The organism is Yersinia proxima, from assembly GCF_902170785.1.
Lineage (GTDB): Bacteria > Pseudomonadota > Gammaproteobacteria > Enterobacterales > Enterobacteriaceae > Yersinia > Yersinia proxima.
Window position 1 is genome coordinate 67,275 of sequence record NZ_CABHYG010000020.1, and the last position, 24,303, is coordinate 91,577.

The following is a 24,303-nucleotide window of genomic DNA, read 5'->3' on the forward strand; positions in this document are numbered from 1 at the left end:
GCATGTGCGTTGGCTGCGTTCAATAATCCACTACAGTAAGCTCATCGGGACTTTCTCACTTGCCGCCTTGCTGCAACTCGAATTATTTAGGATATAAGGTATCAGAATAACCCCATCTGACCGGTTATCAGTGTGGTGAAGTCATCATGCATGAAGGGAAGTATAGCGTCTGCTACTGGCTGTAGCTGACGTGTCAGATAGTGATCGTAATCGATGGGGGATTGCCGGGTTTCCAGCGGCTCGGGGCCAGCAGTGGTCATAACATAGCTAATCCAGCCGCCGTTTTGATATTGCAATGGCCGCCCAAGTTTGCGGTTAAACTCATCCGCCAGCCGCGCAGCTCTGGCATGAGGTGGGACATTGCGCTGGTAGTCATCCAGCCGGCGGCGCAGGCGTTTACGGTAAATCAGTTGTTCGTCTAGTTCGCCATTGAGGGTGCGGGCGACATAATCTCGCACATAGTCCTGATAAGGTTGCTGTTGGAAAATCTTTAGATACAGTTCGCGCTGGAATTGCTGGGCCAGCGGTGTCCAATCCGTACGTACCGTCTCCAGCCCCTTATAGATCATCTGGTCACCCGCAGGGGTTGAAATCAACCCGGCATAGCGCTTTTTGCTGCCTTGTTCTGCACCCCGGATGGTGGGCATCAAAAAACGTCGATAGTGGGTTTCAAACTCCAATTCAAGAGCACAGGGCAGATCAAAAGTTTCACGGATATGGGTTTGCCACCATTGATTCACATACTGCACCAGCTCTTTGCCGATACTGGAGGCCTGTTCTTCACTGTGGGCGTTTTTCAGCCAAACAAAGGTTGAGTCGGTATCGCCATAAATGACCTGATAGCCCCGTGCTTCAATTAATTCGCGGGTTTTTCGCATAATTTCGTGGCCGCGCATAGTAATTGACGAAGCCAATCTGGGGTCGAAAAAACGGCATCCGCTGGAACCCAGAACACCATAAAAGGCATTCATGATTATCTTTAAGGCTTGGGATAATGGCTTGTTTTGCTGACGTTTTGCCGCTTCTCGTCCTAACCAAATCTGGTTAACAATCGCCGGTAGACAGTGCTTTTTGCGCGAGAACCAAGCCCCGCGAAAACCGGGCACAGCATGTTGCTCATCAGGCTGGGACATTCCTACCACCAATCCCACCGGATCAATCAAAAAAGTGCGAATAATTGAGGGATACAGACTTTTATAGTCGAGTACCAGTACCGAGTCATACAATCCTGGCTGAGAATCCATCACAAAACCGCCGGGGCTGTGCTCTTCCGGCAACTCGCCCAAATTGGGCGCAACATAGCCGATGCGGTGCATGCGTGGCATATAAAGGTGGGTGAAGGCCGCGACTGAGCCGCCACTGCGATCCGCGGCCAACCCGGTGACCGTTGCTCGCTCAAGTAAGAAGCTGAGTAATTCGGTTTTGGCAAAAATCCGCGTCACCAGTTCACAATCTTTCAAGTTATAGCGCGCCAGAGCCGGTTTATCATTGGCAAAGCGCTGATTGATTTCGTCCATCCGCTGATAGGGACTATCGCTGGCTTTACCTTCGCCCAATAAGGTTTGCGACACCGATTCCAGGCTGAACGATGGGAAATTCCAGGTGGCGGATTTCAGTGCTTCAATGCCATCAATGATTAACCGACCCGCGGCCGAAGCAAAAAAGTGCCCCTGCTTAAAACCGTGCTCCCGCCACTCTAGCAAGTTGCCGCCACGACCAAAGCGCAGTGGGATTTGATAGCGGTCGGCGTGCTTTTGTAGCACGCGCAAGTCAAATTGCACCAGATTCCAGCCGATAATGGCATCGGGATCGTGCAGTTCCAGCCATTGGTTGAGTTTTTCCAATAATAGCGGGCGGCTGGCGACATATTCCAGATTGAAATCCAGCGCCGCTTCATCGGCCTGATTGCCATTGGGCGGCCCCAACATGTATACCTGCCGCTGGCCGCAGCCTTCCATACCGATGCAATAAAGCTCGCCGTGTTCGCTGGTTTCGATATCCAGCGACACCAGCTTTAGTGTCGGGCGATAGTCATCGGCAGGTTTCATTTGGGTATTAAGTAGCGGGCCGTTGCCATTGTCTTCGCCGCTAAACCACACCGGCGCGGTAATAAAACGCTCCATAAGAAAGCGCTCTGGCGGGCGAATATCACCTTCGTAGACATTCACTCCGCTTTCTTTGAGCAGTTTTTCCAGGCGGATTAATTGACGATGCTGGTTGCAATATAGCCCCAGAACCGGGCGTTGATGGAAATCGGTCAGGTCAAGAGGTCGCAGTTGCCAGCGGCGCTCATCACGCAGCACGGTTTCAGCCCGTTGCCGCTGTTCGGCCGGGATAAACGCTACCGAGGGTTGAGGCGGCAGCCTGACTTGCTGCGGGCCTTCATCGGTGGCTAACCAGAATTCAACTTCGGTGCCTGCCTGCGTGTCGCGCCAGTGGCGGGTGAGCAGGAAGCCCTGACGAGTTTGCACCACGCGACTGTCCTATAATAGAGAAATGAATGAATCACACTGGAATATCATGTTTCTTTAGTATGGGTATTTATACAGTAATTGTCTATTTCAATGATGATTTACTAATAATACATACAATTCGCTGATTGACTCATTTCGCGGCACGCCGGACAATCCTCGCCCCTGAGCCTTGGGTGTTAACCAACGGACAAATCTATGGAAGCCTATTTATTACATTTACTGACGCAATCTCTGGCTTTCACGCTATTTGTCGTCATGTTAGTCACTTTTTTAGAATCGTTGGCGCTGGTGGGGATGTTACTGCCCGGCACGGTCATGATGACCAGTGTCGGCGCATTGATTGGCAGTGGAGAAGTGGGTTTTTATACCGCCTGGGCTGCCGCGACGGTAGGGTGTTTGATGGGGGATTGGCTCTCATACTTTATTGGTCGCCGCTTCAAAGAGCCGTTGCACCGCTGGTCTTTTCTGAAAAAACATAAATCGCTATTGGCGAAAACTGAGCATGCATTGCATAACCACAGTATGGCTACCGTGCTGCTGGGGCGTTTTATTGGCCCGACACGGCCTATTGTCCCGATGGTCGCGGGGATGCTAAATCTACCGCCGGTAAAATTTGCTTTACCGAATGTGATTGGTTGCCTGACCTGGCCACCGCTCTATTTCTTCCCCGGCATACTCGCGGGCGTGGCGATTGATATCCCGCCAAATGCCAACAGTTACATGTTTAAGTGGCTCTTGTTTATCGTTGTGATGCTGATTTGGCTGGCGTGCTGGTTGTCCTGGCGCTGGTGGAGGTTTGGCAAACGCAGCCCGGATCGCTTGAGCAAATGGTTACCTTTGGCCCGCTTGCGTTGGGTGACGGTGCTTTCTATTATCGTGGCCATTGCCAGCTTTATCTGGTTGCATATGCAGCCCATTATGCCGATTTATCGTCATTTGTTGTGGAAGGTGCTCGCCGGCTAAAAATGCCCAGCACACTGGCTTCGGGAGCGGTGCCGTTAACCAGTGCTTGAGTGGGGCCGTCGTAGTAAATGCGGCCATCGACCACCAATAAAGTGCGCTCGGCAATGCGGGCAGCGTCATCCAAATTGTGTGACACCATCAGTAATGTTAGATCGCGGTTAGTACACACCTGACTGACTAATTGCAGCATCTCATTGCGCAGCGCCGGGTCTAATGCAGAAAACGGCTCGTCCAGCAACAGGATAGGCTGGCTACGCACCAAACAACGGGCCAGTGCCGCCCGCTGGCGTTGACCGCCAGAAAGCTGTGCTGGCAGCCGGTCGAGGCACGCTTCCAATCCAACTTGTTGCGCTATTAGGCCGAGCAGCAACTTTTGTTCGTGATTGAGCTTTAGTCCCGGATGCAATCCCAGCCCAATGTTCTGTTCAACATTTAAATGTGCAAACAGATTATTTTCCTGAAACAACATCGATACCGGCCTTTGGGCGGGCGGAGTCATGGTGTGGTCTTGATTATTCAGCAGCATACGGCCACTGGCCGGTGCCAAAAATCCCGCAATCAAACTCAGCAGAGTGCTTTTACCCGCTCCACTTGGGCCAAGGATAGCCACCCGCTCACCCGGTTGGATGCGCAAATCAAAACGCATCAGTAAGTGGTCATACAGATAGGTGATTTTCTCAAGGTTTAACATGGCGGCTCGGCAGTCGTTCAATAAGAGTAAACAGCAGGAAACACAGTAATAGCAGCAATAGGGCAGTCACTGCGCCATCATTGCTGCGATAAGACCCTATCTGCTGATAAAGATAAAATGGCAAAGTACGGAAGTGCTCGTTACCAAACAGCGCCACCACACCAAAATCTCCAAGAGAAAGTACCGTGGCGAAGGCCAGCGCCTGAGCCAGGGGGCGTTTTAGCGCACTGAGTTCTATATGGTGTACACGGTGCCAGCCGCGAATATCCAGTGATAAACAGAGCGGCGTATAGCGCTCGGCAAGATCCCGCATCGGGTTATCCAGCACTTTTAAAGCATAGGGCACCGCCATCAGCGCATTGGTTAAAATCACCAGAGCATAGGGGGATTGCGGCAAACCCAACGTATCATTGAGCAATAAGAAAAAGCCGGTCGCCAGCACGATACCCGGCATCGCCAGAATCACCATGCCGCTGACGTCCATGGCTTGTCCGTAAGCCGTATGGTGGCGCAGCTTCAGTTCACGGCTACTCCATAACAGCATCATGGTCAGAGTGACACACAATAACCCCGCACCAATGGCGATGGTCAGTGAAGTAAAGAAGGCGTGCCACAATGCCGGTTGCTGGAGCACGGTCAATATCGTTTTATTGCTGCCATCAATCACGACAGCCAGTAATGGCGGCACCATCAATAGTAATGCCGCGCCGATTAACAGGGTATCACTGATACGGGACCAGGCACTGTCCTGCTGACTGCGCCAGATTTGCCCATGAGTATTGCCCACCGCCAATACTGAGCTTAGCCGCTGGCTCAGTACCACCAATCCCAGGCAACACCCCAGTTGAATCAGTGCCAATAATGCCGCGCGCCCTAAATCATAGTCATAACTGAGTGCTTGATAAATAGCCAGTTCGATCGTGGTGGCTTGTGGCCCGCCGCCGAGTGAGAGCACCGTGGCGAAACTGGCAAAACACAGCATAAAAATCAGTGCGGCAGTAGGTAGGATCTGGCGGCGCAGATAGGGCCACTCAACCCAGCGAAAATGCTGCCAGCCATTCATGCCCAGTTGTGCAGCTAACTGGCGCTGTTCAACGGCAATGCTTTCCAATGACTGCAATAGCAAGCGGGTTGCCAGCGGCATATTAAAGAAGATATGCGCCAGCAAAATCCCCTGTAGACCATAAGGCGAGAAGCGGTAATCCACCCCCAACCAGCCAAATAGCGCCGCCAACCAACCTTGGCGACCATAAACGGTCAGAATGCCAAAGATGGCGACCAGCACCGGCAGCACCAGTGTCATGGCGCATAAGCGCAACAGCAGTTGACGGCCGGGAAAGCGGCGGCGGTATAAGGCGCGCGCCAAAAAAATCGCCGGAATAACTGACAGTAATGCAGAGAGAAACGCCTGCCAGAAAGTGAATCGAATCACATGCCACAGATAGCTGTCGTGCCAGATGCTTTGCCAATTCGTGTCAGGGGCGTGCCGCCAGATAGCCGTGAACGCCAGCAAAGCGACACCGACTATCAGCAAAGCGGCCAGTAGCCCCGGCCATAACCACGCGGGGATCAGCGGCTGACGGCGGATTGCCATGCCTGAATCCATTTGCCACGATTATCAGCCACGTCTTTAGCATCAAATTGTAATGCTTTTTGTGGCACGGTCAGGGTGTCAAATCCGGCCGGTAAATCCATTTTGATCACTGGATACATCCAGTTGCCGGTCGGGATATGATTCTGGAATGCAGGTGTGACCATAAATTGCATAAAGCGCTGCGCCAGTTCCGGCTGCTTGCTGGATGCCACTACACCGGCGACTTCCACTTGCAGGTAGTGGCCTTCGCTAAAATCGGCAGCGGCATAGTGACTTTTTTTCTCTTCAATCAGATGATAAGCCGGAGAGGTGGTGTAACTTAGCACTAAATCCCCTTCACCTTTCAGGAACAAGCCGTAGGCTTCGCTCCAACCTTTGGTCACGGTGACGGTTTTCTTCGCCAGTTGCTGCCATGCTTGCGGGGCTTTATCGCCATACACTTTTTGCATCCACAACATTAAGCCAAGGCCAGGTGTGCTGGTGCGTGGGTCTTGATAAATGACCTTCCACGGCTCTTTACTGTCGACTAATTCTTGCAGGCTCTTCGGCGGGTTTTTTAATTTGTTTTTGTCATACACAAAAGCAAAATAGCCATAGTCGTATGGGACGAAGGTCTTATTCTGCCATTTTTCCGGCAAAGTCAGTTTGCTGGTATCTACCTGACTTGGCACGAATAGCCCGGTTTGTTCCGCCGCTTGTACTAAATTGTTATCCAAACCTAAAATGACATCGGCCTGACTGTTTTTACCTTCCATGCGCAAGCGGTTTAGCAGTGAAACGCCATCTTCCAGCGCGACAAATTTAAGTTGGCAATCGCACTCGGCTTCAAAGGCTTTTTTAATGGCAGGCCCTGGCCCCCAATCGGCAGCAAAGGAGTCATAGGTATACACTGTCAATGTGGGTTTATCAGCAGCCACAGCAGCCGCAGACAGCAAAAACAAGCAGGGAATAAGGCGTTTAAACACTTTGCACTCCTTAAGGATAAAGGTGGCAAAGGTATCTGAGGCGGTAGCTAACATCAGTACCAATAGGGAGTACCGGCATTATCTTTCTCAAATCCCTCCGCCGGTGTTAACCGGATCAGGTTCGACGGGTTTGCTCTCAGCTAACTTGCCGTTTTCTGCAATTTAGCACCCCGTTGAGACGCCGCTATTGTAGAGTGTAATTAGGGTGGGTGAAAGTAGGTTTATGCTTCTGGCGGTGTAAACCAGGCCGATTTGAAATCAAACCAGCCGAGTGTATTCATGCGTACACCACGCATACTGTGTTGTCCGTATAATTCTAGCCAGTGATGGAATAGGGGATGGAATTGATTTTGGCTGACCAGTCGTTGGCTCCAGTCCGCCATCTGTAAGGTATTATTGCGCCATAATTCAACATCCTGATGTAACTCATCATCCAGACAATATTGCAGTAGCGGCAGCTCATATAAAGTGGCAAACAGAGAAAACTCCAGTGGCAGATAGAAGTTAGCGCTGCCAAGCCACATGTCGCTCTGGGCATCCCCCTGATACCATTGTGTGTAATCCACGACTTGTATTTTTAAGGTAACACCTTGATCATAAAGCAACTTTGTTAGCGTTTGACTGATGGCATCAAACTCTGAATGGTGACTGTAAAAGGTGAGAGTTAGTTCGGTTAAACCTTCCGGTTTCGCTTCCAGAGCGGTGAGCCGGTTGTGATGCCAGCGCGGCAACATGCCGTAAGCCGGTGACCAATAGCGCTGATAAAAGGGATCTGCATGGCTGAGCAGAGCGACGGGTGTAATCAGCTCACAAAGCCAGCGACGAATATCGGGATTGCGGGTCAGGGGAGAGCGCTGGTCAAACAGTAAAAAATAACAGCCTTCTTCCAGCCGACTTTCCAGTTCATTTTTGCTGGTATCGTCAGCCTGCAATTGTACGCCGGAATAAACCAATTCTTCAGACAGCTCTGGTAGCACCCAGATATTGACCTCATCAATCAATGCACGAAAACCGAAATAGTTATCAAAAGCCTGAATTTTCAATTGGCTCTGGTGATTACGAATCACAGAATAAGGGCCTGTCCCGATAGGATGCCGACGGAAGTCGGGTTGATTTTCCCACTCTTGGGGCAAGATCATGGCGTGCACACTGCCCAACAACCACGGCAGCCAGTTATCTGGGGCGCTAAGATGCACATCAATGACATATGGCGTGGGTGAACGCACTGCCGTGATATGTGAAAACAGTGGTTGCGGGATTAATCGGGTCAGACTGGTAATCACATCATTCATTTCCAGCTCACGGCCGTGGTGAAAATGTATCGCTGGGCGCAAATAAAAGCGCCAATGCAATGGACTTATAGCTTGCCAGTGATGAGATAAGTCTGGTTCTAGTTCCCCATTTTCCTCATTTATCCGTGTCAGACCATTAAAAATCTGCCGTACCATATGGGTTTCTGATCGGCGTAGCGCTGTGCCCGGCAGTAGGTTCTGTAATGGGCGGTAATAGAGCACACGCAGAATATGTTTACCTTGTCGAAAGCTGCGCCCTAACTGGGATAGCAGCATTTGGCGTACCGCTTTTTTATCCCCGACCAACTGCACCAACTGATCAATACTCTCTTGCTCCAGTAACTCTTCGGCTCGCTGTTGTTGTAAGGCTAAACCGGAATAGAGGAAGGTCAATTGTGAGCGCTTACCTCGGCCCGCTTCCGCCTGCCAGCTAAGCCACCCCTCTTGTTGCATGCTGCCCAGTAAAGAACGCACGTGGCGGCGCGAACAGCACAGCACTTCAGCCAGCTCCTGCAAGGTGGTTTCTGTTGGTAAACCGCTAAAACGTTGCCAGAGGCGAATGAACTGTTGTTGCAGGCGAGAGGTAGACATAAAAGAGGAACTCCTCGGCAAATTTCATCAATTTTTCTTTCCCTATATTACGCAGATACTGGTTGCCAATGAAAGTAGCTTAACGCGGCAATGTCGGTGCAATCACAGCCAATGGGAGGAATAAGATGATTTTTAATTTACAACGTTATTCCACTCATGACGGCCCCGGTATTCGTAGCGTGGTATTTCTCAAAGGCTGCTCACTGAGCTGCCGCTGGTGCCAAAACCCAGAAAGTCGCTCACGCCAGCCAGAGGTGTTATTTGACTCGCGCCTGTGTTTATCAGGCTGTGATTTGTGTCAACAGACATGCCCGCAAGCAATTCAACGTATTGATAATAAAATTGTTATTCATCGCCAGCAATTAGCAGAAAACGATATTCAGGCGCTAACGGTTCGCTGCCCCAGTGGTGCCCTGACGGTGTGCGGCAGCCCGATTGATATTGATGCCACCATGGAGACATTGTTACGTGACTTGCCATTTTATCGGCGTAGCGGCGGCGGGGTAACGTTGTCCGGCGGTGAGCCTTTTATGCAACCAACCGTGGCGGCTGAATTATTGCAGCGCTGCCATCAGCAAGGTATCCATACTGCGGTTGAGTCTTGCCTGCATACGCCCTGGCGCTATATCGCCCCCTCTCTGCCATGGCTTGATTTGATGCTGGCAGATTTGAAACACACCGATGAGCAACGTTTTCAACAGTGGACGGGCGGTTCGGCCAGGCGGGTGATGGATAACTTTCGTAAATTAGCAGCGGCGGGCACCAATATCACCGTAAGGGTGCCCTTAATCCCGGATTTCAACGCTGACCGCCGCTCGGTACAAGGCATTGTCGATTTTGCTGCGGATGAAATTGGCGTGAAAGAGATTCACTTTTTGCCTTATCACACGCTGGGCATCAACAAATATTCACTGCTGGGTGAAGAGTATCTGGCAGCCAAGACACCTTTAGATTCTCCTGACCTGTTGGCCTTTGCGGAAAGTTATGCCCGAGACAAGGGTCTTACCGCAATTTTAAGAGGATGACGCAATGACCACTCTCGATTTGGTAACCTTAAGCGAACGGACAAAACAGCATAAAAACGCGCTGATTCACATTGTAAAACCGCCGGTCTGTACTGAGCGGGCTGTGCACTATACCGAGGCTTATCAACAGCATCAGGATAAACCGCTGCCTGTTCGACGTGCGTTGGCGCTGGCTCATCATCTACAGCAACGCACCATCTGGATTAAGAATGATGAGCTGATCATTGGTAATCAGGCCAGTCAACTGCGGGCAGCGCCAATTTTTCCAGAATACACGGTGAGCTGGATTGAGAGTGAAATTGACGAGCTGGCCGATCGCCCTGGTGCAGGTTTCTCCGTCAGTGAAGAAGACAAAGCGGTATTGCACCGGTTGTGCCCGTGGTGGCGCGGTCAAACTGTGCAGGATCGCTGCTATGGTATGTTCACCGACGAACAAAAAGCCTTGCTGGCAACCGGCATTATAAAGGCCGAGGGGAATATGACCTCCGGTGATGCACATTTGGCGGTTAACTTCCCGTTATTGCTGGAAAAAGGGTTGGATGGCCTGCGCAGTAAAGTGGCCAGCCGCCGTGGACGGTTGCAACTGACGGACTGGAGTGACCTGCATAAAGAACAATTCCTGAAAGCGATTGATATTTCGCTGGTGGCTCTAAGCGAACATATTGAGCGCTACGCCGCAGTGGCACGGCAAATGGCACTGGATGAAACTCGTGAGTGGCGTCGGATAGAGCTACAGACTATCGCCGAAAATTGTGAATTGATTGCCCATCAGCCACCGCAGACTTTCTGGCAAGCTCTGCAATTGTGCTATTTCATTCAGTTGATTTTGCAGATTGAATCTAATGGTCACTCGGTTTCTTTTGGTCGTCTGGACCAATATTTGTACCCCTGGTATCGTCGCGATGTTGAGCTGGAAAATACCCTTAGCCGCGAACAAGCCATTGAAATGCTGCATAGCTGTTGGCTGAAATTGCTGGAGGTGAATAAAATCCGCTCCGGCTCGCACTCCAAAGCCTCAGCGGGTAGCCCACTTTATCAAAATGTCACCATCGGCGGGCAAAAGTTGGTACAGGGCAAAGCTATTGATGCCGTGAATCCACTTTCTTATGCGGTACTGGAGTCATGCGGGCGCTTGCGCTCCACTCAGCCAAACTTGAGTGTTCGTTACCATGCCGGAATTAGTGATGATTTTCTGGATGCTTGCGTGCAAGTTATTCGCTGCGGTTTTGGTATGCCAGCGTTTAACAATGACGAAATTGTTATACCTGAATTTATAAAACTGGGTGTCGAGCCGCAGGATGCCTATGATTACGCCGCGATTGGTTGTATTGAAACGGCGGTTGGCGGCAAGTGGGGTTATCGCTGCACTGGCATGAGTTTCATTAACTTTGCCAGAGTGATGTTGGCGGCGCTGGAGCAGGGCCGAGATGCAACATCCGGGCAGGTATTCTTGCCGCAAGAGCAGGGTTTGTCGAAAGGCAATTTTAGCGATTTCTCTCAAGTGATGGCGCAATGGGATGCGCAGATTCGTTACTACACCCGCAAATCTATCGAAATAGAGTGTGTAGTGGATACGGTATTGGAAGAGAACGCCCACGATATTGTCTGTTCTGCGCTGGTGGATGATTGCATTGAGCGTGGCAAAAGTATCAAGCAAGGCGGGGCGCGCTATGACTGGGTTTCTGGTTTGCAAGTTGGGATTGCCAACTTGGGTAACAGCCTGGCGGCGGTGAGGAAATTAGTATTTGAACAACAACTTATCAGCCAACAGCAACTGGCTACAGCATTAGCTAATGATTTTGCCGGTTTGAATGGCGAGCAACTGCGTCAGCACCTGATAAATTCAGCGCCGAAATATGGCAACGACGTTGATGACGTCGACCAACTGTTAGTTCGCGCTTATCAGACCTACATTGATGAGCTGAAGCAATATCACAATACTCGTTTTGGTCGCGGTCCGATTGGCGGCACTTATTATGCGGGTACGTCATCCATTTCTGCCAATGTGCCCTTTGGCGCGGCGACCATGGCAACACCGGATGGCCGTAAAGCACACAGCCCATTGGCGGAAGGGGCAAGCCCGGCTTCTGGCACCGACCATCTGGGGCCAACGGCGGTGTTTAACTCGCTATCGAAATTACCGACTGCCTCTATTCTGGGCGGGGTGTTGCTCAATCAAAAATTGAATCCATCTACATTAGATAACCCGCGTGACCGTGAAAAGTTGATGATGATGCTGCGCACCTTCTTTGAAGAGTATCTGGGGTGGCATGTGCAATACAACATCGTGTCGCGGGAGACCTTATTGGAGGCCAGGCAGCACCCAGATCGTTATCGTGATTTAGTGGTTAGGGTGGCGGGTTACTCGGCATTCTTCACCGCGCTGTCACCGGATGCGCAGGACGATATTATCGCCCGCACTGAGCACACTTTGTAATCGACTTTTTTAACTTATTTTTTGAGTAATGAGTCTTGCTGTAGTCCTGAGTTCCAAAAATTTCTGAGTAATGGTGTTTTTCACCAGCCAGTGGGTTATACCACTGGCTTTTTTTATTACTCTTCGCACTTGAAGCTGTGGCGTTGTTAGCTGTGTTCACGCACCCGAATCACTTACTTGAGTAAGCTCATCGGGATTTGTTCACTTGCTGCCTGGCCACAACTCCAATTGCTTTGAGTAATATATTTGGTACTTGAAGCTGTGGCGTTGTTAGCTGTGTTCACGCACCCGAATCACTTACTTGAGTAAGCTCATCGGGATTTGTTCACTTGCTGCCTGGCCACAACTCCAATTGCTTTGAGTAATATATTTGGTACTTGAAGCTGTGGCGTTGTTAGCTGCGTTCACGCACCCGAATCACTGACTTGAGTAAGCTCATCGGGATTTGTTCACTTGCTGCCTGGCTGTAACCCCAATGACTTTGGATAATATCCTGCGTCTTTGGTGCCGAAACAAGATTCACGGTATCAATTGTTTGGCGGTAAATTTATGCGGCTTATCTATTTTTCTCTATATAAATTTGCGCGCTTCTGTAGCATAGCGTTCACTCGCTGTTTCTGGCGCTGGAGCCTGGAATGAAATCTGCATTAACCTTTTCCCGTCGTATCAACCCGGTTTTTCTTGCGTTCTTTGTGGTGGCTTTTCTCTCTGGTATTGCAGGCGCTTTGCAGGCTCCCACCTTAAGTCTATTTTTAAGCACTGAAGTGAAAGTGCGCCCGTTGTGGGTGGGGCTATTTTATACCGTCAATGCTATCGCGGGGATCACCGTCAGCTTTGTATTGGCCAAGCGCTCGGATGCTCGGGGAGATCGCCGCAAGCTGATTATGGTTTGCTATCTGATGGCGGTGGGGAACTGCCTGCTGTTTGCTTTTAATCGTGATTATCTCACATTGATCACCGCCGGCGTGCTGTTGGCCTCGGTGGCTAATACCGCCATGCCACAGATTTTCGCTCTGGCGCGTGAATATGCGGATAGCTCAGCCCGTGAAGTGGTGATGTTTAGCTCAATTATGCGTGCGCAGCTTTCATTAGCGTGGGTTATCGGGCCGCCATTGTCATTTATGCTGGCACTGAATTATGGCTTTACTCTGATGTTCAGTATTGCCGCGGGTATCTTTGTGCTGAGTGCGCTGGTGGTGTGGTTTATTTTGCCGTCGGTGAAGCGAACCGAGCCGGTGATGGATGCGCCTGTGGTTGCGCAGGGTAGCCTGTTTGCTGATAAAGATGTTCTGCTGCTGTTTATTGCCTCAATGCTGATGTGGACATGTAACACCATGTACATCATTGATATGCCGTTATATATCACTGCTAATCTGGGGCTGCCAGAGCGGCTGGCCGGCTTACTGATGGGAACGGCGGCTGGGCTGGAAATTCCTATTATGCTGCTGGCGGGTTATTCGGTCAGACGTTTTGGTAAGCGCAAAATTATGTTGTTCGCCGTGTTGGCTGGCGTGCTGTTTTATACCGGGCTGGTGTTATTTAAATTTAAAACAGCATTGATGTTATTGCAGATTTTTAATGCCATTTTCATCGGTATTGTTGCCGGGATTGGGATGCTTTATTTTCAGGATTTAATGCCGGGCAGAGCGGGAGCTGCCACCACACTGTTTACCAACAGTATTTCAACTGGGGTGATTCTGGCGGGGGTGCTGCAAGGAGTATTAACGGAAACCTGGGGTCATAATTCGGTGTATGTCATGGCGATGATCCTCGCCATTCTTTCGCTTATTATTTGTGCGCGAGTGAGAGAGGCTTAGCGCCCCGCAGGGCGCTGTGATTGGTGAACAACCTATTTTGCAACACCGGGACTGGCGGGGCGACTGCACTTATGGGCGCTCCGGCGACTTACGTCGCTACGACCCATTCGGTACATTTCCCCGCTTATCAACTCAACCAGGGCGCTGTGTGGCGTTTTAGTAGACGGGCAGCAAGTTCAGACTCGACAGGATATGGGCGATGGCATTAATCGCCCCGAACAGTAAAATCAATACAATCATCGGGGTGCCGCCCCAGACGCGATACAGCGGGCTACCAAAGCGTTTGCGTGAGGCCCGTGCCAGCAGCGCAGGGACAATGGCGGCCCAGACGGTAGCGGCTAGTCCGGCATAACCGATGGCGTAAATGAAACCGTCGGGATAAATCAACCCACCCAATATTGGCGGCAGGAAGGTGATGACAGCTGTTTTTGCCCGACCTAAGCGGCTATCGTTAAATTTAAATAAATCAGCCAGATAATCGAATAATCCCAAAGTGACGCCCAGAAATGAACTGGCGACGGCGAAGTTTGAGAATACTGTCAGCAGCAGGTCCATTGACGAACTTTTTAATATCCCGCCCAGTGCACTGACCAGCACATCAATATTGCCGCCCTGACTGGCTATTTCGCGAAATTGTGGTCGTGGAATATTCCCCATAGTACCGACCAGCCAGATGATATATAGCGCCAGTGCCAGCAAAGTGCCAAATAGCAAGCAGTTGCGGATACGGTGTGGGTTTTTACCGTAATACTTCATCAAACTGGGGACATTACCGTGATAACCGAATGACGCCAGACAAAATGGCAGTGTCATCAACAGATAGGGCAGGTAGCTTGGGTTGGCGTCACTCAGATTAAACAATTTCACCGGTTCGACATGGCCTAACAATCCGCCGAATGTCATAAAGAAAGTGAGTATCTTGGCACCCAGCACGATAGTGGTCATTCGGCTCACCGCAGTGGTACTGAGCCAAACAATAAAAGCGACGAATAAAGCAAAGAACAGGCCTCCCAGACGAGCCGGGAAGTCTATTCCCATTCCGCGTAGCGTATGCTGAATAACCGAGCCACTGGCAGAGATATAGGCGTAGGTCAGAATATAGAGAACAAAGGCGACGGTCAGGCCATTTATCACATTCCAGCCGTTGCCCAGTAAGTCTTTGGTGATGGTGTCAAAACTGGCACCGGTATGATAGTTGAGGTTGGCTTCGAGGATCATTAATCCTGAATGAAGCATGCAAAACCAGGTAAAAACCAGAACCGCAATAGACCAATAAAACCAGATCCCTGACATGACAACGGGTAGTGAAAACATCCCTGCGCCGACGATAGTGCCTGCAATAATCATGGCACCGCCGAGGAGGGAAGGATTTTTAATTTTTGCTGCTGTGACCTGATCTTCTAGTGTAGTTTGGGCCATAGTAGGGTGTCCTCGTGTGGTTTTACCACTTATAGAGGTAGCGATTTTGTAGCTGTTTTCCCCCTGCCAGAGCAGCAGGGGGCGTGGTCTTGGTATGGTGGTTGCCGCTTATTCGATAGGTTTTAATCGGGCAACAAAGTGGCGCAGAACAGGGGGTTCGTAGGTGAAGGTTAAGCCCTTGATTTCTTCAGCACGTGATTTGAGTGAAATCAGGGCATCGGCAATGTAATCCATATGGTCATTGGTATAGACCCGGCGCGGGATGGTCAGGCGCAGCAGTTCTAATGGCGATGGTTTTTGTTTACCAGTTTGTGGATCACGGCCTAGCAGCAATGATCCAATTTCCACACTGCGAATACCTGCTTCCAGATACAGCGCATTATTCAGGGCCTGTGCCGGGAATTGTTCGGCTGGAATATGAGGCAGCAGGATTTTGGCATCGACAAACACCGCATGACCGCCGGTAGGATATTGAATCGGAATACCGCCAGCACGCAGCCGCTCGCCAAGATACTCAACCTGCCCAATACGGTATGTCAGGAAGTCTTCATTCATCCCTTCTTCCAGCCCAATGGCCAGCGCTTCCATGTCGCGACCAGCCAATCCACCGTAAGTGACAAAACCTTCCATTGGCACACAACGGATACGAACGTCGTTGAATAGGTCTTCATCGGTGCGGAAACAGCACAAACCGCCAATATTCACCATCGGGTCTTTTTTGGCTGACATGGTGAGCATATCGCCATATTGATACATTTCCAGAATGATTTCTTTGATCGACTTATCGCCATAACCTGGCTCGCGTTGTTTGATAAACCAGGCATTTTCACAGAAGCGGGCGGAGTCGATGACCACCGGAATATTATGCTGTTGAGCAATTCGATACACTTCGCGCATATTGCTCATTGAAATTGGCTGCCCACCGGAGCTGTTACAGGTGACGGTGGTAATAATTGACACCACGTTGTCAGCACCATATTCGGCAATTGTTGCTTTCAATTGGTCTAAATCGAAGTCACCTTTCCAGTCATAATAAGCCACAGTATCAAAGGCTTTCGGAGTGACGACGTTGATAGCTTTAGCGCCATTCATCTCAACGTGAGCGGCGGTGGTATCAAAATGGAAGTTAGAAATAAAGACCGGGTTCTTGGCGCCACCAGCTTTTTGTTTTTTCGCAATCAGGCAAGGGAACAGGATTTGTTCAGCGCCACGGCCCTGATGTGTTGGGATAGTAAATGGGTAGCCAATCAGTTTTTTAACCTGATCACACAGGTGATAATAGTTACGTGAACCAGCATAGGCCTCATCACCCATCATTAATCCAGCCCACTGACGGTCACTCATCGCCCCGGTGCCGGAGTCAGTCAGTAAATCAATATAAACATCTTCACTTGGTAATAAGAATGGATTATAACCCGCTTCAATCAGTGCTTTCTCACGATCTTCCCGGTTGGTCATCCGAATATTTTCGACCATTTTAATGCGGAAGGGCTCAGGGATGCGTTTCATGGCTTATTACTCCAAATACCCTTCGTACTTGAAGCCGCAGGGGTGTTAGCTGCGCGCACGCACCCGAATCACTTACTTGTAGTTGACCTACTCGAATAAGCTCATCGGGATTTGTTTGCTTGCTGCCTACCTGCAACTCCAATTACTTTGGGTATATGTATTAATATTAAAAATGCAGTCATGTAGTAACGAACGAAAATAACTATTCGTATTACCTATGACGGCAACAAAATAAAGAAATGAGTTTTTTCAGCCTAAGCTGAATAAGCAATGGGGGAATTAACGCGGGAAATCGTTGGCAAGGCGGTAATCAATATTAAACCAGGCTCGGCTGTCGCCGGAGATGCGTGCTTGGTAACGCAATGCAATGCGTGTCATAAGGCGCCCTCTAGGTGTGGATAGTGAGTAACAGCATAGCGTTGTTTAAAAAATAAAAAGTGATATTCAGCACAAATTACAATCAATTAAAACTATATTAGAGTCACTAATATTTATGTAATCTAATGGGTTACAGGTCTGTTATATAACAGATTGATTAATATGAAATTTGAGTTTTACTATCAGTGGTAGGCTAGAGAGATAATGAATTTTTTCACTAGGAATTTTATGGAATTATAATTGTTGGGTCAGGGTTTTCCTGACGCCAACAATATACTCACAAAATAAACTAAAAATAATTAACGTAAAAATTCTGGTTGTTGTTTTTCGTAGGCTGAAATATTGCTTTCGTGCTGTAATGTCAGGCCGATACTGTCTAAGCCGTTAATCATACAATGGCGACGGAAACTATCAATTTCGAAAGAATAACTTTTCCCTCCGGCATTCACCGTTTGGTGTTCTAAATCGACAATAAACTCAATGCCTTCATTCTCTTTAACCAACTGGAATAAAGTATCAATATCACCTTCACTTAATGTTACCGGTAATAATTGGTTATTAAATGAATTGCCGTAAAAAATATCAGCAAAGCTCGGAGCAATAACCACTTTAAAACCAAAATCTGTCAGTGCCCAAGGTGCATGTTCACGTGATGAGCCACAACCGAAATTTTCGCGTGCTAACAAAATAGTCGCACCCTGATAGCGAGGTTGGTTCAGTACAAATTCCGGGTTCGGTACTTTGCCGCTATCGTCCAGAAAGCGCCAGTCGTTAAACAGGTGCTGACCAAAACCAGTGCGTGTTACTTTTTGCAAAAACTGTTTCGGGATAATCGCGTCGGTATCGACGTTTGCCGCATCCAACGGAGCGACCAGACCAATATGTTGAGTAAATTTTGCCATGGTGGTATCTCCGATTAGTGGGTAGCAGCAGATAAGTCGCGGACATCAGCAAAGTGACCACTGACCGCAGCAGCGGCAGCCATTGCCGGGCTAACCAAATGGGTGCGGCCGCCACGGCCCTGACGCCCTTCAAAGTTACGGTTGCTGGTGGATGCACAGCGCTCGCCGGGTTCCAGGCGGTCATTATTCATCGCCAGACACATTGAGCAGCCGGGTAAACGCCACTCAAAACCAGCTTCGATAAAGATTTTATCCAAACCTTCCGCTTCGGCTTGTGCTTTCACCGGGCCGGAGCCGGGCACCACAATCGCCTGTACACCGCTGGCCACTTTACGCCCTTGCGCCACTGCAGCTGCGGCACGTAAATCTTCAATACGCGAGTTAGTGCAAGAACCGATAAAGACTTTATCAATCGCGACTTCGGTCAATTTGATTCCGGGGCGTAAATCCATATAAGCCAAGGCTTTTTCTGCTGAGGCGCGCTCAACGGGATCACTAAAAGACTCTGGTGCCGGGATGATTTGATTCACCGCAATCACCTGACCAGGATTGGTGCCCCACGTCACTTGTGGTGCGATATCAGCGGCATCTAAGGTCACAACAGTATCGAATTTAGCGTCAGCATCAGATTTCAAGGTACGCCAGTAGGCTACGCCTTGTTCCCATTGCTCACCTGTCGGGGCGAATTGACGGCCTTTCAGATAGTTAAACGTGGTGTCGTCTGGTGCGACCAAACCGGCTTTGGCACCCATTTCAATTGCCATATTGCACAATGTCATGCGGCCTTCCATGCTCAGCGCTTCAATCGCGCTACCGCAGAATTCCACTACATGGCCGGTGCCACCGGCGCTGCCGGTTTTGCCGATAATTGCTAAAACGATATCTTTGGCGGTAATGCCAGGGCCCACCTCGCCGTTGACTTCGATTTTCATGGTTTTGGCCCGACCTTGCTTCAGCGTCTGGGTGGCCAACACATGTTCGACTTCTGAGGTGCCGATACCAAATGCCAATGAGCCAAATGCACCGTGGGTCGCGGTATGAGAATCACCACAAACAATCGTCATTCCCGGCAATGTCATTCCTTGCTCTGGGCCAATGACATGGACAATACCTTGGAATGGATGATTCAAGTCATACAAGGACACGCCGAACTCAGCACAGTTCTTGATCAACTCCTGCATCTGAATGCGGGCCATTTCACCACTGGCATTGATATCTTTAGTTTGTGTCGAAACGTTGTGATCCATGGTGGCAAAGGTTTTACCCGGTTGACGCACCGGGCGACCCATGGCGCGCAAGCCATCAAAGGCCTGCGGCGATGTGACTTCATGCACTAAGTGGCGATCGATATACAACAGCGGGGTTTCATTCGGCGCTTCGTAAACGATATGTGCATCATACAGTTTTTGATATAATGTTTTGCTCATATTAAACCCCCTCAGCCACGAACTTAGCAATGATATCGCCCATTTCGTTGGTGCCGATTGCTTTGCCATCACCGGCTAAATCAGCAGTGCGATAACCTTGTTCCAATGCCTGATTGATGGCGTTTTCGATAGCCGCCGCCGCATCGTCTTTACCTAAACTAAAGCGCAACAACAGGGCTAAAGAGAGAATTTGCGCGATGGGGTTGGCAATGTTTTTGCCCGCAATATCCGGTGCAGAACCGCCAGCGGGTTCGTATAAGCCAAACCCTTGTTCGTTCAGACTGGCCGAGGGCAACATGCCCATAGAGCCAGTAATCATGGCGCACTCATCTGACAAAATGTCGCCAAACAAGTTAGAACACAGTAAGACGTCAAACTGGGATGGATCTTTAATTAACTGCATGGTGGCGTTATCAATGTACATATGGGACAACGCAACATCCGGGTAGTCTGCCGCAATGGCGGTAACGACTTCACGCCACAGAATGGAACTCTGCAACACATTGGCTTTATCAATAGAAGTAACTTTGCCACCACGTTTGCGAGCGGATTCAAACGCAATACGAGCAATACGTTCAATTTCAAAGCGATGATAAACTTCGGTATCAAAGGCTCGTTCATGCATCCCCTGGCCTTCACGACCTTTGGGTTGACCGAAATAGATGCCGCCGGTTAATTCGCGCACACACAGAATATCGAAGCCTTTCGCCGCGATATCACTACGCAATGGGCAGAAATCTTCTAATCCCTGATACAAACGCGCAGGGCGCAAATTACTGAATAATTTAAAGTGTTTGCGTAACGGTAACAGCGCGCCGCGTTCCGGTTGCTCCGCTGGTGGTAAATGTTCCCATTTAGGGCCGCCCACCGAGCCGAATAAGATGGCATCAGCTTGTTCGCATCCACTCACTGTTGCTGGCGGTAACGGGCTGCCATGACGGTCGATAGCTGCGCCGCCGACATCATAAGCGCTGGTTGAAATCTTGATACCGAAACGCTGGCGCACAGCATCCAATACTTTATTCGCCTGAGCCATTACTTCAGGGCCAATACCGTCTCCGGGCAAAACGGCAATATGATAAGTCTTAGTCATGTTCACACCATTTCCTGATTATTTTGTTGCAGACGCTGCTTCTCGATTTCTACCTGATGAGCGCGCCAGATGTTATTTAATACGTGAACCAACGCCTTGGCAGATGACTCGACAATATCTGTAGCCAGCCCCACGCCGTGGAAGCGGCGGCCTTTATGGTCAACCACGATATCAACCTGACCTAATGCATCTTTACCCTGACCATTGGCAGACAGTTGATATTTCACCAGTTCAATGGGGTAGTCGGTAATGCGGTTGATGGCTTGATATACTGCGTCGACCGGGCCATTACCTGTGGCGGCTTCTGATTTGATTTCTTCACCGCATACCAATTTCACCGATGCGGTTGCCATCACACTCGAGCCAGACTGCACACTGAAATAGTCCAAACGGTAATGCTCTGGCTCTTCCTGCTGCTTATTGATGAATGCCAAGGCTTCCAGGTCGTAATCAAACACCTGACCTTTCTTGTCTGCCAGCTTCAAAAATGCGTCGTACAAGGAATCCAGGTTGTAATCTTTATCCTGATAACCCATCTCTTCCATACGGTGTTTCACTGCCGCACGACCCGAGCGGGAAGTCAGGTTTAACTGCACTTCTTTCAGACCAATAGATTGCGGGGTCATGATTTCGTAGTTTTCGCGATTTTTCAGCACGCCATCCTGATGAATACCGGAGGAGTGAGCGAATGCATTACTACCGACAATAGCTTTGTTTGCAGGTATTGGCATATTGCATAACTTACTGACCAATTGGCTGGTGCGGTAAATTTCTTGATGATTAATATTGGTATGCACACCCAACATGTTTTCACGCACTTTAATCGCCATGATCACTTCTTCCAGTGAACAGTTACCGGCGCGCTCACCCAAACCATTAATAGTGCCTTCGACCTGGCGTGCCCCGGCTTGTACCGCGGTAATGGAGTTGGCAACCGACATACCCAAATCGTCATGGCAATGGACAGAGATAATGGCTTTATCAATATTCGGTACACGCTGATACAAGTCGGTGATGATGCCGCCGAATTGATATGGTGTGGTGTAGCCGACGGTATCAGGAATATTGATAGTAGTAGCCCCGGCATTGATTGCGGCTTCTACGATACGGCACAAGTTGTCAATTGGAGTGCGGCCTGCGTCTTCGCAAGAGAATTCTACGTCATCGGTATAGTTGCGGGCGCGTTTCACTGAATGTACCGCCATCGCCAACACATCATCAAACGAGCGCTTTAACTTGGATTCAATATGTAAGGTAGAGGTTGCCAAAAACACGTGGATACGGAATGCCTCGGCAATACGTAATGCTTCAGCAGCAACATCTATATCTTTATCTACACAGCGTGCCAGGGCACACACCCGGCTATTTTTTACTTGCTGCGCGATAGTACGAACTGATTCAAAATCGCCAGGTGAGGAGACTGGGAAACCGACTTCCATGACATCAACACCCATTCTTTCAAGTGCTAACGCGATCTGCAGCTTCTCTTTTACACTCAAGCTGGCTTGTAATGCTTGTTCACCGTCGCGCAATGTTGTATCGAAAATAATGACTTGTTGGCTCATGGGTTATTCCTTGTCGTGTTTACTTTTGCGCTTAGCGGGTAAAAAAAAACCCGCGCATTTGCGCGGGCTTGTTAATCTTGATGACTGAATCAGTTCTGATTTCCGTCCACCAACATACCGCGCAAGAGAGATGCGTTAAGTAGTAGGCTTAGTAGACGGGTTGAGTAGAACATGATTTTTCAGTTTCTCATTAGTTAAAATATTGCGTTGCATAAATTGATACGTGAATTTTATGGGTGTGTCAACATTTGTTTAAAATGGCCAGTTCAACTGGTTAAGGGGATTCTCAATTCCTTATAATGGTGTATAAATCTTAAATATTATTTTTTTTGGATTTATAATCTAAAAATGTCAGCGGTGTATTTTACTTTGTTTGGTGTAACGCTGCGATTATGGATTATTGTTCTTTTTTTAAAATATTATGAACGGATGGACAATTTACTCTCTGTAGCCTGTCAAAAATCTCATTAGTGGGGCGAGGGCGCTGAGGCATATCAATAGCGATAGGTTAATAATCAAACGTTACAACGGTGGGAAGTCTTATTTTTTATTTATATATATGATGTGTTTATATATCAGTTATTTTATCTTAGTATTTTGTCGTGTTCTTTAACTTTATACTTCATGACTATTTATATTAAAAATAATTAGATTTGGTGAGGTTTTTTACTTTTCTTGTGTTTTTTTTAATATAATTAAGGGTTGATAAGTTTTAAATGAAGAATTTATTATTCATTAATGCCATAGTTGTTAATCTTCTCATTTTGTGATGTGATCATGTCGATGGTTATATTATTATTTATTATGGCCGTCGATCTTGATATTGATAATTCAGATTGGTTTGAGTAATTATGCAAAATAATTTGCATGCGTTTCTTATTTATATGTTTATCTATGGGTATTTACTGGTAACTAAATGCATTGGGTGTGGTTTATATTTTCACACTTATACAAGGATGAGACTCGATTTTACCTCGTAGAGGTATTAAAGAGAATATTGGTATCATTAATAATAAGTGTTCAAAGATATTTTTAAATAGCGATAAATATCTATGAGGTTTTTTATTAATCACGCCATCTGCATAAAGCTTAGTGGAGTTAAGCATGTTTGAACACAACTTAGTAACCGACAGTCAAGTCACTAAAAAGGAAGGGAGTGATGTTCATTTACGCAGTGTCGACCTCAATCTATTAACCGTTTTCGATGCTGTAATGCAAATGCATAATGTCACGCGCGCAGCACAATCACTGGGTATGTCCCAGCCTGCTGTTAGCAACGCAGTTGCTCGCCTCAAGGTGATGTTCAACGACGAGCTGTTTGTTCGTTATGGCCGAGGTATTCAGCCAACAGCCCGAGCGCGTCAGCTTTTTGGCCCTGTCCGACAAGCATTGCAATTAGTGCAAAATGAGTTGCCCGGTGCGGGGTTTGAAGCCAAAAGCAGTAGTCGAATATTTAATTTATCAATTTGTAGCCCTTTGGACATCAGGCTCACAGCTCAAGTCATACAACGAGTTAATCAATTAGCGCCCAATGTTCAGCTTATTGTTAGGTCTTATCTTAATGAGAATATTGAGCACCAGTTACGTTATCAAGAAACAGAGTTTGTGATAGGTTATACCAAGTTCGAACGCCCCGATTTTCATGCTATATCATTATCCAATGATGAGTCAGTATTGGCTGTAGCTAAAGATCATCCACGTATTGATGATTCAATCACGCAAGAACAACTCCTTTCTGAATTACACGCGGTTGTATCGTTAGATAAAGTGGGTTCTTTTAGTGAGTTTTATTATGAATCAGCACTCAGTACTCAAACTATTGCTTATGAAAGTACTGATATGAACAGTGTGCTGAATATTGTATCTCAAACTTGCTTCGTCGCAATTGCTCCTCGCTGGCTTGTTCAGATTTACAGTGAGGTTCTTAATCTGAAACTTATCCCATTACCTTGGGAGGATAGATTCCGCCCATGTTACCTTACTTGGCATGAGTCTACTGATAGAGATAAGGGACATCAGTGGATGAAAGAACAACTCAGTCAACTTAATATTACTTCTTAAGTATTATAGTAAAGTCCTGCCACTGAATAATATTGTTTCAGTGGTAGGCAAAGACATTAGCCGAACTAAAGATTAATATTTTTCTGCTCAATTATTATTC

17 protein-coding genes and 1 riboswitch are annotated in these 24,303 nt (G+C 48.4%); of the genes, 5 read left to right on the forward strand and 12 right to left on the reverse strand.

The window, feature by feature from the left end; genetic code table 11:
* Positions 1-101: 101 nt before the first annotated feature.
* Entirely contained in the window at positions 102-2,474 is a 2,373-nt protein-coding gene (locus FTB31_RS19285; RefSeq protein WP_227731704.1) for a DNA polymerase II, read from the reverse strand.
* Between the two features lie 195 nt (positions 2,475-2,669).
* On the opposite strand from FTB31_RS19285, the gene FTB31_RS19290 reads away from it, so the two are divergent.
* Positions 2,670-3,437: a DedA family protein gene (locus FTB31_RS19290; RefSeq protein WP_050075867.1), complete on the forward strand. Its 768-nt coding sequence runs from the start codon at positions 2,670-2,672 to the stop codon at positions 3,435-3,437.
* Here FTB31_RS19290 and thiQ read toward each other — a convergent pair.
* The 4 genes from thiQ to sgrR form a co-directional block, all read right to left on the reverse strand.
* Positions 3,391-4,128 carry a thiamine ABC transporter ATP-binding protein ThiQ gene (gene thiQ, locus FTB31_RS19295; protein WP_227731705.1) on the reverse strand — a complete coding sequence of 246 codons (738 nt, stop codon included), beginning with the start codon at positions 4,126-4,128 and terminating at the stop codon, positions 3,391-3,393. The genes FTB31_RS19290 and thiQ overlap by 47 nt on opposite strands.
* On the reverse strand, positions 4,115-5,722 hold the full coding sequence (gene thiP, locus FTB31_RS19300) for a thiamine/thiamine pyrophosphate ABC transporter permease ThiP (protein WP_050075869.1): 1,608 nt from the start codon (positions 5,720-5,722) through the stop codon (positions 4,115-4,117). The genes thiQ and thiP overlap by 14 nt, the downstream gene beginning before the upstream one ends.
* The gene (thiB, locus tag FTB31_RS19305; protein ID WP_026017959.1) at positions 5,698-6,687 is read right to left on the reverse strand and encodes a thiamine ABC transporter substrate binding subunit; all 990 of its coding nucleotides are present in this window, start codon (positions 6,685-6,687) and stop codon (positions 5,698-5,700) included. Before thiB ends, thiP begins: the two co-directional genes overlap by 25 nt.
* Before the next feature lie 74 nt (positions 6,688-6,761).
* Positions 6,762-6,870: riboswitch (TPP riboswitch) on the reverse strand.
* Between the two features lie 38 nt (positions 6,871-6,908).
* Positions 6,909-8,570, reverse strand: coding sequence for an HTH-type transcriptional regulator SgrR (sgrR, locus tag FTB31_RS19310; protein ID WP_050075870.1), 1,662 nt, complete (start codon positions 8,568-8,570; stop codon positions 6,909-6,911).
* A 125-nt stretch (positions 8,571-8,695) separates the two neighbouring features.
* On the opposite strand from sgrR, the gene FTB31_RS19315 reads away from it, so the two are divergent.
* The 3 genes from FTB31_RS19315 (at position 8,696) to FTB31_RS19325 (ending at position 13,849) form a co-directional block, all read left to right on the forward strand.
* Positions 8,696-9,595: a glycyl-radical enzyme activating protein gene (locus FTB31_RS19315; RefSeq protein ID WP_050075871.1), complete on the forward strand. Its 900-nt coding sequence runs from the start codon at positions 8,696-8,698 to the stop codon at positions 9,593-9,595.
* Positions 9,596-9,599: 4 nt separating this feature from the next.
* Complete coding sequence (locus FTB31_RS19320) at positions 9,600-12,032, forward strand: formate C-acetyltransferase/glycerol dehydratase family glycyl radical enzyme (RefSeq protein ID WP_227731706.1); 2,433 nt, start codon at positions 9,600-9,602, stop codon at positions 12,030-12,032.
* 635 nt (positions 12,033-12,667) lie between these two features.
* Positions 12,668-13,849 (forward strand): sugar efflux transporter, encoded by a 1,182-nt coding sequence (locus tag FTB31_RS19325; RefSeq protein ID WP_050075873.1) that lies wholly within the window; start codon positions 12,668-12,670, stop codon positions 13,847-13,849.
* A 156-nt stretch (positions 13,850-14,005) separates the two neighbouring features.
* On the opposite strand, the gene mtr is transcribed toward FTB31_RS19325, so the two are convergent.
* The 7 genes from mtr to leuA all read right to left on the reverse strand — a co-directional run bounded on the left by mtr (position 14,006) and on the right by leuA (position 22,142).
* Positions 14,006-15,268 carry a tryptophan permease gene (gene mtr / locus FTB31_RS19330; protein ID WP_050075875.1) on the reverse strand — a complete coding sequence of 421 codons (1,263 nt, stop codon included), beginning with the start codon at positions 15,266-15,268 and terminating at the stop codon, positions 14,006-14,008.
* 108 nt (positions 15,269-15,376) lie between these two features.
* Positions 15,377-16,777: a tryptophanase gene (gene tnaA, locus FTB31_RS19335; protein ID WP_019080522.1), complete on the reverse strand. Its 1,401-nt coding sequence runs from the start codon at positions 16,775-16,777 to the stop codon at positions 15,377-15,379.
* Between the two features lie 279 nt (positions 16,778-17,056).
* Positions 17,057-17,155, reverse strand: a complete 99-nt coding sequence (tnaC, locus tag FTB31_RS19340) for a tryptophanase leader peptide (RefSeq protein WP_005156906.1) — start codon at positions 17,153-17,155, stop codon at positions 17,057-17,059.
* 299 nt (positions 17,156-17,454) lie between these two features.
* Entirely contained in the window at positions 17,455-18,057 is a 603-nt protein-coding gene (leuD, locus tag FTB31_RS19345) for a 3-isopropylmalate dehydratase small subunit (protein ID WP_050075877.1), read from the reverse strand.
* A 14-nt stretch (positions 18,058-18,071) separates the two neighbouring features.
* Positions 18,072-19,484, reverse strand: coding sequence for a 3-isopropylmalate dehydratase large subunit (leuC, locus tag FTB31_RS19350; protein ID WP_050075878.1), 1,413 nt, complete (start codon positions 19,482-19,484; stop codon positions 18,072-18,074).
* Position 19,485: 1 nt separating this feature from the next.
* A complete protein-coding gene (leuB, locus tag FTB31_RS19355) occupies positions 19,486-20,577 on the reverse strand; it encodes a 3-isopropylmalate dehydrogenase (protein ID WP_046695445.1) in 1,092 nt (363 codons plus the stop codon).
* Between the two features lie 2 nt (positions 20,578-20,579).
* Entirely contained in the window at positions 20,580-22,142 is a 1,563-nt protein-coding gene (gene leuA, locus FTB31_RS19360) for a 2-isopropylmalate synthase (protein ID WP_005167047.1), read from the reverse strand.
* A gap of 1,104 nt (positions 22,143-23,246) precedes the next feature.
* Here leuA and leuO point away from each other — a divergent pair.
* Positions 23,247-24,203 (forward strand): transcriptional regulator LeuO, encoded by a 957-nt coding sequence (gene leuO, locus FTB31_RS19365; protein WP_050075882.1) that lies wholly within the window; start codon positions 23,247-23,249, stop codon positions 24,201-24,203.
* Positions 24,204-24,303: the final 100 nt, after the last annotated feature.